Here is a 14,918-nt window from a genome sequence, read left to right as displayed (position 1 = left end):
TTTCGGTGAAAGTTCTAGTGGCCCATGCCCATACCGCCGTCGACGGGGATCACCGCGCCGGCGATGTAGCTGGCGTCCTCGGATGCCAGGAAACTGACCGCCCCGGCCACCTCTTCTGCGGTGCCGACGCGCTTGGCCGGGATGAAATCCAGTGCGCCCGCCTGGATCCGCTCATCCAGCGCGCGGGTCATCTCGGTGTCGATGTAGCCCGGGGCCACCACGTTGGCGGTGACGTTGACCTTGGACAGCTCACGCGAGATCGAGCGGGCCATCCCGATCAAACCGGCCTTGGCCGCCGCGTAGTTGGCCTGGTTGCCGATGCCCCACATGCCCGAGACCGAACCGATGAAGATGATCCGGCCGAAACGCTTGCGCTGCATGCTGCGCGACGCCCGCTGCACCACCCGGAACGCGCCGGTGAGGTTCGCGTCGATCACCTCGGTGAACCGTTCCTCGGTCATCCGCATCAGGAACGCGTCCTTGGAGATCCCGGCGTTGGACACCAGCACCTCGACCGGACCCTGATGCTCCTCGACCTCTTTGAACGCGCGGTCGACGGCGTCGCTGTCGGTGACGTCGCACACCACCCCGAACAGTCCCTCGGGCGCCCCGGACCCGCGGTGGGTGACGGCGACCTTGTGCCCGTCGGCGGCCAGGCGCTGCGCGATCGCCAGCCCGATCCCCCGGTTACCGCCGGTGACCAGAACCGAACGTGACACGAACGGCGGACGGCCGCCTCCGGTTTGGCCGGCCGATTCAGGTGCTGCAGTCTCGGTCATGCCCGCCAACCTATCGCCTGCACGCCATTCCTAAGAAATCGCCTTACTCCGGGCTCGCTACAGCGGGAGCCGGCGGTTGATCAGCAGGCTCGCCGCGGCCGCGACCGCGGCGACCAGAGCCGCGAGCCGCAGCCAACCGGTGGTGGCCTCGCCGCGGACGGTCTCGTAGCCGATCTGGTCCTGCAGGGTCGTATACACCTTGTTGAGTTCCTCGAGGTTCTCGGCGGTGTAGGCCTCTCCCCCGGCCAGGTTGGCGATCTTCTTCATCATCTCGTCGTCGACGGGCACCGGGACCCGTTCCCCGTTGACCTCGACGCTGCCGTTGGGCGTGCCGAACGAGATCGTCGAGACCGGCACACCCTGGTCCTTGGCGGCGCGCGCAGCGGTGAACGCGCCCTTGGGATTGTCCGGATTGTTCGGCACGGTCTCCTTGCCGTCGGAGAACAGCACGATGTGCGCGGGCGGCGGTTCGTCGCCGCCGCCGATCACCGCGCCGACCGTCGAAATCGACGACAGCGCGGTGAGAATCGCCTCACCGGTGGCGGTGCGCTCGGCCACCTGCAGGTTCTCGATGGCGCGCCGGCTCGCGTCGCGGTTCGTCGTCGGGGACACCAGCACCGTCGCGGTACCGGCGAACGAGATCACCCCGAGGTTGATGCCCGGGGTCAGCTCGTCGACGAATTTCTTGGATGCCTCCTGGGCGGCGGCGAGCCGGTTCGGCTCCACGTCGGTGGCGTTCATCGACTGCGACACGTCGATGGCCAGCACCACCACCGCGCGGTTGCGCGGCAGCCGTTGGTCGTGGGTCGGGCCGGCCAGCGCGATCGTGCACAGCAGCAACGCCACTGCCAGCAGCGCGGCCGGAACGTGGCGCCAGCGACTGGGCCGGGTGGTGGACACGCTGTCGAGCAGTTCGGTGTTGGCGAACTGCTGCAGCCGGCGGCGCCTGCGGATCTGGGCCACCACGTACATCGCGGCCAGCGCCGCCACCACGATCAGGAACAGCAGGAACCACCAGAGGTGGGTGAATCCCGTCAGTGAAACCGGGCCGAGCAGTGGAATGGTCATGTCAGCGTCCTCAGTTCGGCAGCCGACGGTTGATGGCCAGCGCCGCGACGGTGGCCAGGGCGAGCGCCAGCGCGCCGAGCCGCAGCCAGCCGACGCTCGCGTCGCCGCGGATGGTCTCGTAGCCGATCTGCTGCTGCAGGTTCGCATACACCTGTCGCAGCTGTTCGAGGCTGGACGCGGTGAACGCCTCGCCGCCGGAGAGGTCGGCGATCTTCTTGAGCATCTCGTCGTCGACCGGCACCGGTTGACGTTGATCGTTGATCTCGACGTACCCGTACGGGGTGCCGAATGAGATCGTCGAGATCGGCACGCCCTGGTCCTTGGCGGTGCGCGCCGCGGTGTAGGCGCCCTTGGGGTTGTCGGGGTTCGACGGCACGGTCTCCTTGCCGTCGGAGAACAGCACGATGCGCGCCGGCGGCGGTTCGTCGCCGCCGCCGATCACCGCGCCGACGGTCGCGATCGCCTGCAGCGCAGTGAAGATGCCCTCACCGGTGGCGGTGCGGTCGGCGAACTGCAGCCCGTCGATCGCGGCCTTGGTGGCCTCGCGGCCGGTCGTCGGTGACACCAGCACGGTGGCCGTGCCCGCGTACGAGATCAACCCGAGGTTGATGCCCGCGGTCAGCTCGTCGGCGAACTGCTTGGAGGCCTCCTGGGCGGCGGCCATCCGGTTCGGCGACACGTCGGTGGCGCGCATCGACTGCGACACGTCCATCACCAGCATCACCACGGCCCGGTTCCGCGGGATCCGCACGTCGTGCGTCGGACCGGCCATCGCGGCGGTCAGGAACACCAGCGCGATCACCGTCAGGATCGCCGGCAGATGTCGCCACCGTGAAGAGCGTTTGGGCGCAACGCTTTCCAGCAGCTCCATGTTGGCGAACCGCAGCATCCGGCGGTGCCGGCCCAGTTGCACCACGATGTAGAGCCCGACCAGCCCGAGCACGGCGAGCAGGAACAGGAAGAACCACGCGTTGTCGAATCCCGACAGACTCATCGGTCCGAGCAGCGGCAAAGTCATATGCGCCTGTTCATTTCGATCATCACGTTGAGCTAGGCGTGGCCCGCCAGCGCGCCGCGCCTGCGGTTGGCCACGAAGCGGACGACATCGGCGATCCAGTCGCGGTCGGTGCGCAGGGTCAGCAGCGGGGCATCGCACCGCCGCAACGTCCTGGCCACCTCCGCGCGGTGCGCGCCTGCGGCGCGTTCGAAGTCGGCGCGCAACTGCTCGTCGATGGTGAACTCGCGGGTGACGCCGGTCTCGGCGTCCTGCAGGACGACGTCCCCGACCGGCGGCAGTTCCACGTCGCGGGGATCGAGGATCTCGATGCCCAGCACCTCGTGGCGGCCGGCGATCGCCCGCAGCGGGCGCATCCAGTTGATGGGGCCGAGGAAGTCGCTGATGATCACCGCCATCCCGCGCCGACGTTCGGGGCGGCGCAGCGCGTCGATCGCCGCGGCCAGGTCACCGCGCACCCCGGTGGGCGCCTTCGGCATGGTCGCGATCGTGCGCAGCATCTCCTGCTCGTGCATGCGGCCCGACAGCGCGGGCACCCGCCGCACCGTGTCACCGTTGGCGATGATGGCGCCGATGCGGTTGCCCCCGCCGCTGTTGAGGAACGTGATCGCGGCCGCCGCGGCCACCGCCAGGTCGCGCTTCTCGCACCCGGTGGTGCCGAAGTCCAGGCTGGCCGACATGTCGATGACCAGCCAGGTCTCCAGCTCCCGGTCGGCGATCATCTGCCGCACGTGCGGGTGGGTGGTGCGGGCGGTGACCGACCAGTCCATCCGGCGCACGTCGTCACCGGGCTGGTAGAGCCGCGACTCGCCGGGTTCCGAGCCGGGGCCCGGCAGCAGACCGAGATGGTCGCCGTGCAGCACACCGTCGAGTTTGCGGCGCACGGTCAGCTCGAGCTTGCGCAGCGCCGCGCTCAGCGCGGGGTCACGAATCTCCCCGCGCTTGAGCGACGGTAGGTCTACGGAGCGTCGCGGCCCGGAAGGTGTAGTCACCGACCACCGGCCGCGCCTGCGGCGGCGGGCACGACGGGCGGTACCGAATGACCTTGCTGCGGAATGGCGTTCACCTGCGGCAGCGCCACCGTCTGCAGGATCCGGTTGATCACCGTTTCGGCGGAGATCTCGTCGGCCAGCGCGTCGTAGGTGAGGACCAGCCGGTGCCGCAGCACGTCCGGGATCACCTCGACGACGTCCTGCGGGATGACGTAGTCGCGGCCGCGCACCAGGGCCAGCGCGCGGGAGGCGGCGATGATGCCCAGCGACGCGCGCGGCGAGGCGCCGTAGGCGATCCACGCCTTGGCGTCCGGCATCCCGAACTTCTCCGGCTCACGCGTCGCGGTGACGATGCGCACCACGTAGTCGACCAGCGCGTGGTGCACGAAGTTGTTGGCCGCCACGTCCTGCAGCCGCAGCAGGTCGCCGGGGCCGAGGATCTGCTTGGGCTCCGGCGGCTTGACGCCCATCCGGTAGATGATTTCGCGCTCTTCCTCCGGCGTGGGGTAGTCGATGTTCAGCTTGAACAGGAAGCGGTCGCGCTGCGCCTCGGGCAGGGCGTACACACCCTCCTGCTCGATCGGGTTCTGCGTGGCCATCACCAGGAACGGCTGCGGCAGCGGGAACGTCTTGCCGCCGATCGAGATCTTGCGCTCGGCCATCACCTCGAGCAGCGCCGACTGCACCTTGGCGGGTGCGCGGTTGATCTCGTCGGCGAGCAGGAAGTTGACCACCACCGGGCCGAGTTCGATGTCGAACTCCTCCTTGCCCACCCGGTAGATGCGGGTGCCGACGATGTCGGTGGGCACCAGGTCAGGGGTGAACTGGATGCGCGCGAAGGTGCCGCCGACGACCTTGGCGAAGGTCTCGACGGCCAGCGTCTTGGCTACCCCGGGCACGCCCTCGAGCAGCACGTGGCCCTTGGCCAGCAGGCCGACCAGCATGCGCTCGACCAGTTGGTCCTGGCCGACGATGATCCGCTTGACCTCGAACACGGCCCGCTCGAGGGTGTGGACCTCCTGCTGCAGCCCGCCGTTGGTGGCGGCCGCGGCCGGAGTGGGGTTGGCCGGTGCGGCGTGCGCACCCTGGTAACCCTGCGGCTGCGGCTGGCCGGGATAGCCTCCAGCGCCCTGCGGCGGCCCACTCGGTGACGTCATCCACGTTCCTTCCACGTTCTGTGCTTTGGGCGGCGCAGGCCGGTCCGGGCCGCACGCTCGCCGTCAACTATTCCAGGCACCGCAGAATCCGTCGACGTTGCCCGTGGTTCGACACGCCCCCGAGGCGCATTCAAAACAGCCGCTCAGCAAGCACTCAGCCGACGCTCAGGATTCGATGATGCGCGCGGCGTACGGCTGCAGCCCGCCGCGCCGGACCTGGCTGACGGTGACCTTGCCCGCGCTGCCGGAGGCCTCGATCATCTGACCGCCACCGAGGTAGAGCGCGACGTGCTGGCTGCCGCCCGGCCCCCAGAACAGCAGATCGCCGCGCTTGGCCTGCGACAGCGGCACCTTGCGGCCGGTGTCGTACTGGTCGCCGGAGTACTTGGGGATCAGCACACCGACCCCGGCGAACGAGAACTGGGTGAAACCCGAGCAGTCGAAGCCGACGGTTCCGGCGCCGGAGTCGATGCCGCGGGTGGGTCCGCTGGGCTTGCCCCCGCCCCACGAGTACGGCACGCCCATCTGGCTGGCGCCGCGCCGGATCACGTACTCGATGGCCTGCGGGCCGCGCACCCGCCCGGGGGCGACGCCGGCCTCGGGTGCGGGTCCGAACCCGAGGGTGGACAGGAACTTGCGGCCGAGGTTCATCGTGACCTCGGTGGCCTGGGCGGTGGCGGCCAACGAGGCGTTCGCGATGGCCAGCGGATCCCCCGGGGCGCCGGCGCTGATCAGCTTCGGCAGCGTCGGATCCCACTGGCCGTCTTCGGGCGCCGCGGCGCCCGGGTTGGCCAGACCGACCGCGAGGCCCACCGCCAGCGCGGCGGCGGCGAGCATCCGCGTGGTACGACGGTGAAAGCGGAAGCGCTTGAACTGCAAGGTTTTCCTATCGTCCGGTCACCATTCGATGAGACGTGTCGCGTAGGGGGTCATGCCGCTGGTGCGGACCGGCGACACCTTGACCACCGATCCGGTGTAGGGCGCTTCGAGCATCTGGCCGTCGCCGAGGTAGAGCGCCACGTGCTGGCTGGCGTTGGGACCCCAGAACAGCATGTCGCCGCGGCGCATCTGGGACGTCGGGATCTTGCGCCCGGCGTTGTACTGCGAACCGGAGTAGTGGTCGAGCTTGATGCCGACGCCGGCGAACGCGTAGAGCATCAGGCCCGAGCAGTCGAAGCCGACGGTCCCGGCGCCGGAGTCGATGCCGCGGCTGGGTCCGGCCGCGTTGCCGCCGCCCCACGAGTAGGGCACGCCCATCTGCGACATCGCACGCTTGATCACGTACTCGGTGGCCTGCCTGCCGTAGACGCGGGGAATGCCGCCGCTGTTCGTGTAGCCGGTCGGGGTGGGCAGCAGGCCCAGCTTCTGCAGGAAGCTGCGTCCCAGCTCCTGGGTGACCTGCGCCGACGTCGACGCGATGCCGAGGATCGCGTTGATGATCGCGATGGGGTCGCCGCTGACGAACGCGCTCGGGATGGCAGGCAGCGTCGGGTCCCACGGGGTGGCCCAGTTGCCGGTGGCCGGGTCGGGCCTCTGCGGCGAGCGGTCCCAGTTCGGGTCTCCCGGCTTGGCCGGGTTGGCCGCCGGCTGTGCTGGTGCGGCGGCCGGCGCCGCGGCCGGTGCCGACGACGCGCGCGCTGCCGCCAGCCGGGCCTGGGCGGCCGAGCGCTCGGCGGTCAGCTTGTCGAGTTCGGCCTGCTGCGTGCGGAAGGTGTCCTGCGCGGCGGTCAGCGCCGAGACCGCCGACTGCTGGCTGGCCTCGGCGTCGGTGACCGCCTTGTCGGCGTTCTCCTTGGCCAGCCGCGCCGCGGAGTCGCGGTTGACCTGCTCGGTGCGCGCCCGCTGAAGGTCGGCGATCACCTTCTGCGAGCTCAGCGACAGCGTCTGCCCGGCCGCTGCGGTGCTGATGATGTCGGCCGGATCGGCCGCGGTGAGATAGGAGTCCGACGGACCGTTGATGTAGGTGGCGGCGGCGAACGAATCGAACCGCTTCTGCGCCTGTTCGATCGCGATGTTGGCGTCGGCCACCCGCTGCCTGCTGGCGTCGACCTCGCGCTGGGCGGCCGCGGCGTTGTCGCGGGCGGTCTGCACGTCGAGGATCGCCTTGTTGACGCTTTCCTGCTGCTGCTGAATCTGGGCGCCGAGGTCCTGCAGCTTCTGGTCGGCGTTCGCCACGGCCGCGACGAGTTCGGCGATGCCGTCCGGGCTGCCCGGCTGGGCGACCGCCAGGCCGGGGGTGGCGAACACGACGGCGAGGGCGAGCAGAGCCGCGCAGAACCGTCCGCGCGGCCGCGTAACGGATGGGCCAGGGGTGCGTCTCATCCGACTCAGTTCTCCTATGGCTCTTCTGCGAACGTGCGGACACATTCGTCGGGGTAACTGTGCACAGTTGTCACACAATGCACATCCACAACACAGTTACCGACTGCACCGTACGTCACATCTGACGCCAAAGAAACTTAAGTCACGAATTACAAGTTTGTAATTGAAAAGAGCGTTATCCGACCGTTATTTCGGGCTCTGCGGGGCGCCCGCGCACATGGGCGAAAGCTGTTGTCGCGGTGCGGGTTTAGCGCTGTTCCGCGGTGACGGATCGGCGGGCGCGAACCTGCAGAAGTCGCGTTCCGATAACGGCCGCGACCACCCCCAGAACGACCAATATGGTGAATGCCGTCCAGGGGAAATGCGATGCCGTGAGTTCGCTCAGGAAGTTCTTCGAACCCTGCACCGGACCCCGACCCTCGGCGACGTCCTGACCGGCCTCCAAGGTCATCCGGTCATAGGTGGTGCTGAACGTGCCCGACTCGGTCGGACTGAGCACCAGCACGGTGGAACTGGGGAACGCCTCACCGACCTCGGTGGCGATATCGCGCAGCGGTGTGTCGATCGGCGGGTTGCGGTCGACGACCACGATCTTGAGGTCGACGCCCTTTTGCTGGGCCTCGGCGACGACGTCGGTCAGCCCCTCGTTCTCGGGCGCGGGTGCGGCGCTGACACCGTCGTCGCGGACGTCGTCGATCACCAGGTTCATGCACGTGTCGACCGGGGTGGTCGCCGGGTCCTGGCCGACCGGCCCGCACACATCGGGCGGGATGTAGGCCGGCAGGAGCGGAATGACATGCGGTCCGATCACAGGGAAACCGTACGTGATGGGTACCCAACCCGGTGACAGCACGCGCAGGTGAGGCCAGACTGGAAACCCGACCCTGACTGTTATGCAGGACAAGCGTACTGTTAGAGTTGGAGCGTGGCCGTCACAGCCCGTCGGCTGCGAGAACTAGCCGGGAGTTGATGTGAGCAAAGGTAATACGGAAAATACTTCCCCCAATTCTTTTGGCGCCCGCGACACCCTCAAGGTCGGAGACAAGAGCTACGAGATCTACCGCCTCGACGCGGTGCCGGGTACCGACAAGCTGCCCTACAGCCTGAAGGTCCTCGCCGAGAACCTGCTGCGCAACGAGGACGGCGCGAACATCACCAGGGACCACATCGAGGCCATCGCGAACTGGGATCCCGAGGCCGACCCGAGCGTGGAGATCCAGTTCACCCCCGCGCGCGTGGTGATGCAGGACTTCACCGGCGTGCCGTGCATTGTCGACCTGGCCACCATGCGCGAGGCGATCGCCGACCTCGGCGGTGACCCCGAGAAGGTCAATCCGCTGGCCCCGGCCGACCTGGTGATCGACCACTCGGTGATCGCCGACCTGTTCGGCACCGCCAACGCCTTCGAGCGCAACGTCGAGATCGAGTACGAACGCAACGGCGAGCGCTACCAGTTCCTGCGGTGGGGGCAGGGCGCCTTCGACGACTTCAAGGTGGTACCCCCGGGCACCGGCATCGTCCACCAGGTCAACATCGAGTACCTGGCGTCAGTCGTGATGGACCGTGACGGGATTGCCTACCCGGACACCTGTGTGGGCACCGACAGCCACACCACGATGGTCAACGGCCTGGGCGTACTGGGCTGGGGCGTCGGCGGCATCGAGGCCGAGGCCGCGATGCTGGGGCAGCCCGTGTCGATGCTCATCCCCCGCGTCGTCGGGTTCAAGCTCACCGGTGAACGGCAGCCGGGCGTGACGGCCACCGACGTCGTGCTCACGGTCACCGAGATGCTGCGCCAGCACGGTGTGGTCGGCAAGTTCGTCGAGTTCTACGGCGACGGCGTGGCGGAGGTGCCGCTGGCCAACCGGGCCACGCTGGGCAACATGAGCCCCGAGTTCGGTTCCACCGCGGCGATCTTCCCGATCGACGAGGAGACCATCAGCTACCTGCGCTTCACCGGGCGCAGCGAGGAACAACTGGCGCTGGTCGAGGCCTACGCCAAGGAACAGGGCATCTGGCACGACCCGCAGCGGGAGCCGAAGTTCTCCGAGTACATCGAGCTGGACCTGTCCGACGTCGTTCCGTCGATCGCCGGGCCGAAGCGCCCGCAGGACCGCATCGCGCTCAACGAGGCCAAGTCGGCGTTCCGCCGCGACATCACCGACTACGTCGAAGACGGCGAGTTCAACGGTGAGTACTCCCAACTTGACGAGGCGATCGACGAGACGTTCCCGGCCAGCGATCCGGTGCGCAACACGTCGTTCCTCAACAACAAGAAGCCGCCGGCGCACATCGCCTCCGCGGCGGTCGAGCCCGACGGCAGGCCGAGCAAGCCGGTGACCGTGAAGTCCGACGAGCTCGGCGAGTTCGTGCTCGACCACGGCGCGGTGGTGATCGCGGCGATCACGTCGTGCACGAACACCTCCAACCCCGAGGTGATGCTCGGCGCGGCGCTGCTGGCCAAGAACGCGGTCGAGAAGGGCCTGACCACCAAGCCGTGGGTGAAGACCACGATGGCGCCGGGCTCGCAGGTGGTGACCGACTACTACGAAAAGGCCGGGCTGTGGCCGTATCTGGAGAAGCTGGGCTTCTTCCTGGTCGGCTACGGCTGCACGACGTGCATCGGCAACAGCGGCCCGCTGCCCGAGGAGATCAGCAAGGCGGTCAACGACAACGACCTCGCGGTGGCGGCGGTGCTGTCAGGCAACCGCAACTTCGAGGGCCGGATCAACCCGGACACCAAGATGAATTACCTGGCGTCCCCGCCGCTGGTGATCTCCTACGCGCTGGCCGGCACGATGGACTTCGACTTCGACACCACCCCGCTCGGCCAGGACACCGACGGTAACGACGTCTACCTGCGCGACATCTGGCCGTCGCAGTCCGACATCAACGACACGATCGCCAACGCGATCAGCCAGGAGATGTTCACCAAGAACTACGCCGACGTCTTCAAGGGCGATGAGCGCTGGCGCAACCTGCCGACCCCGGAGGGCAACACCTTCGAATGGGCCGAGGACTCGACGTACGTGCGCAAGCCACCGTACTTCGACGGCATGTCGGCCGAACCGGAGCCGGTCACCAACATCAAGGGCGCCAGAGTGCTGGCGCTGCTGGGCGATTCGGTGACCACCGACCACATCTCCCCCGCAGGCGCGATCAAGCCCGGCACACCGGCCGCCGAGTACCTGGAGTCCAACGGCGTCGAGCGCGCGAACTACAACTCGTTCGGCTCGCGGCGCGGCAACCACGAGGTGATGATCCGCGGCACGTTCGCCAACATCCGGTTGCGCAACCTGCTGCTCGACGACGTGTCCGGCGGCTACACCCGCGACTTCACCAAGGACGGGGAGCAGGCGTTCATCTACGACGCCGCGCAAAACTATGCCGCGCAGGACATTCCGCTGGTCGTGCTGGGCGGCAAGGAGTACGGCTCGGGTTCGTCTCGGGACTGGGCGGCCAAGGGCACCAGCCTGCTGGGGGTGCGCGCGGTCATCACCGAGTCGTTCGAGCGCATCCACCGGTCCAACCTGATCGGTATGGGCGTGATCCCGCTGCAGTTCCCGCAGGGTGAGTCGGCGGAGTCGCTGGGTCTCGACGGCACCGAGACCTTCGACATCACCGGCATCGAGGAGCTCAACGAGGGCAGGACCCCGAAGACGGTGAAGGTCACCGCGTCCAAGGATGACGGCTCGAAGGTCGAGTTCGACGCGGTGGTGCGCATCGACACCCCCGGCGAGGCCGACTACTACCGCAACGGCGGAATCCTGCAGTACGTGCTGCGCAACATGCTCAAAACGCAGTAACGGGAAGGGACTTCGTTGCCCCGGGTCACCGACGACCACCTGGCGGCGCGCCGTCGGCAGATTCTCGACGGTGCCCGCCGGTGTTTCGCGGAATACGGCTACGACAAGGCGACCGTGCGGCGGCTCGAACAGACGATCGGGTTGTCGCGCGGCGCCATCTTCCACCACTTCCGCGACAAGGACACCCTGTTCTTCGAACTCGCCCGCGAGGACGCCGAGCGGATGGCCGATGTGGCCGAGCGCGAAGGTCTGGTTCAGGTGATGCGCGACATGCTGGCCGCGCCGGATCAGTTCGACTGGTTGGCCACCAGGCTCGAGATCGCGCGCAAACTGCGCAACGATCCCGAGTTCCAACGTGGCTGGCTGGAGCGCTCGGCGGAGTTGTCGGCGGCCACCGAGGCGCGGTTACGGATGCAGAAGCAGGCGGGACGGCTCCGGGAGGACGTTCCCGGAGCCGTGCTGCAGACCTATCTCGATCTCATCCTCGACGGCCTGGTGGCCCGCTTGGCCTCCGGCGACGATCCCGAAAAGCTCAGTGCGGTACTGGACCTCGTCGAGGACTCGGTCCGGCAGCCCCGCGCTTAACGGTGCCTGCGGCGGTGGTTGGGGCCGCCGCGGCTTCGCATCGTGGTCCCCGATTCGCGCAACATGCTGTGAATCGAACCGTAGGAGCGTCCGGTCGATGCGACCAGCGTCCGAATACTCGCGCCGCCCTCGTACGCGCTGCGCAACTCGTTGAGCAGCTCGTCGCGCGATTTGTCCAGTTTCTTCATCAGCACCTCCCCAAGTAGATGCCCCGACGGTTACCCAGGGTAGGAAGCGACTACACCCCGGTAGCCGAAATTGACGAAAGCGTTCGCGATTTGGATGCACCCGACGCGACCCGGCCGATGTCAGGCGAGTTCGATCAGCTCCGCGTAGTCCTCGGACCAGAAGTCTTCGGTGCCGTCGGGCAGCAGCACGACGCGCTGAGGTTCCAGCGCCTCGGCGGCGCCGGGGTCGTGCGTCACCAGCACCACGGCGCCGAGGTAGCTGCGCAACGCGTCGAGCACCTGTTCGCGCGACGCCGGGTCGAGGTTGTTGGTGGGCTCGTCGAGGAGCAGCACGTTGGCCGTCGACGCGACGAGTCCGGCCAGCGCCAGGCGGGTCTTCTCCCCGCCGGACAGCGTGCCGGCCGGTTGCTCGAGCTGCGGTCCGCTGAACATGAACGCGCCCAACAGGCCTCGTAGGTCCTGCTCACCGGTGTCGGGGGCGGCGTGCCGGATGTTCTCCCAGACCGTCGCCGCGTCGTCGAGCGTGTCGTGTTCCTGGGCGAAGTAACCGATCCGCAGCCCGTGTCCGGGTTCGATCCCGCCCGCGTCCGGTGTCTCGACGCCTGCCAGCAGACGCAGCAGCGTGGTCTTTCCGGCACCGTTGAGCCCGAGCACGACGACGCGCGACCCGCGGTCGATCGCGAGGTCGACGCCGGTGAACACCTCCAGCGAGCCGTAGTTCTTGGTCAGCCCCTTGACCACCAGCGGGGTCCGCCCGCACGGCGCCGGGTTGGGGAACTTGATGCGGGCCACCTTGTCGGCCACCCGCTCCTCGTCCAGCGCGGCCATCATCCGGTCGGCGCGCCGCAGCATGTTCTGTGCGGCAACGGCTTTGGTGGCCTTGGCGCCCATCTTGGCGGCCTGGGTGCGCAGCGCGGCGGCCTTGCGCTCGGCGTTGGCGCGTTCGCGGCGGCGCCGCTGCTCATCGGTGGCGCGGGCGTCGAGATACTTCTGCCAGCCCATGTTGTAGACGTCGACCTCACCGCGCACGGCGTCGAGGAACCACACCCGGTTGACCACCTCGGCCAGCAGCTCGACGTTGTGGCTGATGATGATCAGCCCGCCGGTGTGCTGCTGCAGGAAGTCGCGCAGCCAGCCGATGGAGTCGGCGTCGAGGTGGTTGGTGGGCTCGTCGAGCAGCAGCGTGGTGTCCGAGCCGGCGCCGCTCTCGGAGGCCGCGAACAGGATCCGCGACAGCTCCACCCGGCGCCGCTGACCACCGGAGAGCGTGCGCAGCGGTTGGGTCAGCACCCGCTCGGGCAGGCCCAGGCTGGCGCAGATCCGGCCCGCCTCGCTCTCGGCGGCGTACCCGCCGAGGGCGGCGAACCGTTCCTCGAGCTGACCGTACCGGCGGACGGCCTTGTCCCTGGCGGCGTCGTCGGCGACCTCGGCCATCAGCACCTGCTGCTTTTCCAGATCGGCCAGCAGGGTGTCGAGTCCGCGCGCCGAGAGCACCCGGTCGCGGGCCAGGACGTCGAGGTCGCCTTCGCGGGGATCCTGTGGCAGGTAACCGATCTCGCCGTTGCGCAGGATGGTGCCCGCGTACGGCTCCCCCTCGCCGGCGAGGATCCGCATCGTGGTGGTCTTCCCCGCGCCGTTGCGTCCGACCAGCCCGATCCGGTCGCCGGGCTGCACGCGCAGCGCGGTTCCGTCGGTGGACAGCAACGTGCGCGCCCCGGCGCGGACCTCGAGGTCCGTTGCGGTGATCACGCTGGGGCCGTCCTTACTTGTCGTCGGTGAAGGCCGGGGCGCGTTTCTCGGCGCGCGCCGCCACGGCTTCTTCGAAGTTGGCGGTGAGCAACCGGACGTACAGTTGTCCGAGGCCCTCGGCTTGCATGTGTGCTTCCAGGCTACCGGCGTCCAGTCCACTCCACAGTGTGCGTTTGGTCAACTCAATTCCGGGCCGGGAGAATCCCGCGATCCGCTCACCGAACTGATAGCAAACGTCGAGCAGGTCGGCCTCGGGGACGGCGCGCGAGACCAGGCCGATGCGCTCGGCCTCCGCGGCGTCCACGTCACGCCCGGTCAGCATCAATTCGAACGCGCGTGACGTGCCGATCGCACGGGGCAGAAGGTAGGACAGCCCGAGTTCGCTGGCGGTCAGCCCGTTGTTGATGCCGGCCGCCCGGAAGTAGGCGCCGTCGGCAGCGACTCGGATGTCGCAGGCCAGCGCCAGGCACAGGCCCCCGCCGATCGCGGCGCCGTTGACAGCGGCGATCACCGGTTGATGCATTTTGCGCAGAGCCAGGATGACGTCGTCGAGGATCTCCATCGACCGCAGCGCGAACGTCGGCCGGGTCAGCCCGTCGATGTGCGGCACGGAACCGGCGGACTTGTGGTCGGCGCCCGAGGAGAACCCGCGTCCCGCGCCGGTCAGGATGACCGCGCGCACGGAATTGTCGTGGGTGAGCTCGTCGAGGACCTTCTTCAGCGGCACCATGACGTCGAACGCCATCGAGTTCATCCGCTCGGGCCGGTTCAGGGTCACCAGCGCCAGTCCCGGCCGGGGCCGGTCGACCAGCACGAAGTCGCTGCGTTCGCTGTCCACGCAGTGCACGCTATCGCGTGCGGGCGCTTACTCCTGCTCGCCGTTGTCCTGCGCGGCGATCGCGGCGTCGATGTCGAACTCCTTGACCTTCTGCACGAGGTCCTCCAGCGCCGCGGGCGGCAGCGCGCCGGCCTGGTTGAAGACCAGCTTGCCCTTCTTGAAGACCATCAGCGTGGGGATCGACCGGATGTCGGCGGCGGCGGCCAACGCCTGCTCGGCCTCGGTGTCGACCTTGGCATAGACCACGTCGGGATGCTTCTCCGACGACGCTGCGAACGTCGGGGCGAAGGCCTTGCACGGACCACACCACGACGCCCAGAAGTCCACCAGCACGATCTCGTTGTCGTTGATGGTGTCGTTGAACTGTTCGGCGGTGATGTCTTGGGTAGCCACGTTGCTTCCTAACGCTGATCGACGGC

Annotated in this window: 14 protein-coding genes; 2 read left to right on the top strand and 12 right to left on the bottom strand. The window is 68.3% G+C overall.

Annotated elements, in window-relative coordinates:
• Nucleotides 1–14: 14 nt before the first annotated feature.
• The 8 genes from fabG1 to BHQ18_RS03515 form a co-directional block, all read right to left on the bottom strand.
• Nucleotides 15–779, bottom strand: a complete 765-nt coding sequence (fabG1, locus tag BHQ18_RS03550; RefSeq protein WP_069412185.1) for a 3-oxoacyl-ACP reductase FabG1 — start codon at nucleotides 777–779, stop codon at nucleotides 15–17.
• Between the two features lie 57 nt (nucleotides 780–836).
• On the bottom strand, nucleotides 837–1,847 hold the full coding sequence (locus BHQ18_RS03545; protein WP_069412184.1) for a VWA domain-containing protein: 1,011 nt from the start codon (nucleotides 1,845–1,847) through the stop codon (nucleotides 837–839).
• Between the two features lie 10 nt (nucleotides 1,848–1,857).
• A complete protein-coding gene (locus BHQ18_RS03540) occupies nucleotides 1,858–2,865 on the bottom strand; it encodes a VWA domain-containing protein (RefSeq protein ID WP_069412183.1) in 1,008 nt (335 codons plus the stop codon).
• 32 nt (nucleotides 2,866–2,897) lie between these two features.
• On the bottom strand, nucleotides 2,898–3,854 hold the full coding sequence (locus BHQ18_RS03535; protein ID WP_069412182.1) for a DUF58 domain-containing protein: 957 nt from the start codon (nucleotides 3,852–3,854) through the stop codon (nucleotides 2,898–2,900).
• Nucleotides 3,851–5,011, bottom strand: coding sequence for a chaperone MoxR1 (gene moxR1, locus BHQ18_RS03530; RefSeq protein ID WP_069412363.1), 1,161 nt, complete (start codon nucleotides 5,009–5,011; stop codon nucleotides 3,851–3,853). The genes BHQ18_RS03535 and moxR1 overlap by 4 nt, the downstream gene beginning before the upstream one ends.
• 165 nt (nucleotides 5,012–5,176) lie before the next feature.
• The gene (gene ripB, locus BHQ18_RS03525; RefSeq protein ID WP_069412181.1) at nucleotides 5,177–5,848 is read right to left on the bottom strand and encodes an NlpC/P60 family peptidoglycan endopeptidase RipB; all 672 of its coding nucleotides are present in this window, start codon (nucleotides 5,846–5,848) and stop codon (nucleotides 5,177–5,179) included.
• A 60-nt stretch (nucleotides 5,849–5,908) separates the two neighbouring features.
• Complete coding sequence (gene ripA, locus BHQ18_RS03520; RefSeq protein ID WP_069412180.1) at nucleotides 5,909–7,333, bottom strand: NlpC/P60 family peptidoglycan endopeptidase RipA; 1,425 nt, start codon at nucleotides 7,331–7,333, stop codon at nucleotides 5,909–5,911.
• A gap of 247 nt (nucleotides 7,334–7,580) precedes the next feature.
• Entirely contained in the window at nucleotides 7,581–8,144 is a 564-nt protein-coding gene (locus BHQ18_RS03515) for an Rv1476 family membrane protein (protein WP_069412362.1), read from the bottom strand.
• A gap of 160 nt (nucleotides 8,145–8,304) precedes the next feature.
• On the opposite strand from BHQ18_RS03515, the gene BHQ18_RS03510 reads away from it, so the two are divergent.
• Nucleotides 8,305–11,139 (top strand): aconitate hydratase, encoded by a 2,835-nt coding sequence (locus tag BHQ18_RS03510; protein ID WP_069412179.1) that lies wholly within the window; start codon nucleotides 8,305–8,307, stop codon nucleotides 11,137–11,139.
• Between the two features lie 15 nt (nucleotides 11,140–11,154).
• Nucleotides 11,155–11,724: a TetR/AcrR family transcriptional regulator gene (locus BHQ18_RS03505; protein WP_069412178.1), complete on the top strand. Its 570-nt coding sequence runs from the start codon at nucleotides 11,155–11,157 to the stop codon at nucleotides 11,722–11,724.
• Here BHQ18_RS03505 and BHQ18_RS03500 read toward each other — a convergent pair.
• The 4 genes from BHQ18_RS03500 to trxA form a co-directional block, all read right to left on the bottom strand.
• Nucleotides 11,721–11,912 (bottom strand): helix-turn-helix domain-containing protein, encoded by a 192-nt coding sequence (locus BHQ18_RS03500; RefSeq protein WP_069412361.1) that lies wholly within the window; start codon nucleotides 11,910–11,912, stop codon nucleotides 11,721–11,723. The genes BHQ18_RS03505 and BHQ18_RS03500 overlap by 4 nt on opposite strands.
• A 120-nt stretch (nucleotides 11,913–12,032) precedes the next feature.
• Nucleotides 12,033–13,661 carry an ABC-F family ATP-binding cassette domain-containing protein gene (locus BHQ18_RS03495; protein ID WP_069412177.1) on the bottom strand — a complete coding sequence of 543 codons (1,629 nt, stop codon included), beginning with the start codon at nucleotides 13,659–13,661 and terminating at the stop codon, nucleotides 12,033–12,035.
• Nucleotides 13,662–13,674: 13 nt separating this feature from the next.
• A complete protein-coding gene (locus tag BHQ18_RS03490; protein WP_069412176.1) occupies nucleotides 13,675–14,508 on the bottom strand; it encodes an enoyl-CoA hydratase in 834 nt (277 codons plus the stop codon).
• Nucleotides 14,509–14,526: 18 nt separating this feature from the next.
• Nucleotides 14,527–14,892, bottom strand: a complete 366-nt coding sequence (gene trxA, locus BHQ18_RS03485) for a thioredoxin (protein WP_069412175.1) — start codon at nucleotides 14,890–14,892, stop codon at nucleotides 14,527–14,529.
• Nucleotides 14,893–14,918 lie beyond the last annotated feature (26 nt).

This window comes from Mycolicibacterium flavescens, from assembly GCF_001722335.1.
Lineage (GTDB): Bacteria > Actinomycetota > Actinomycetes > Mycobacteriales > Mycobacteriaceae > Mycobacterium > Mycobacterium flavescens.
Note: the sequence above shows the minus strand (reverse complement) of the source record. Positions and strands in the feature narration are given on the sequence as shown.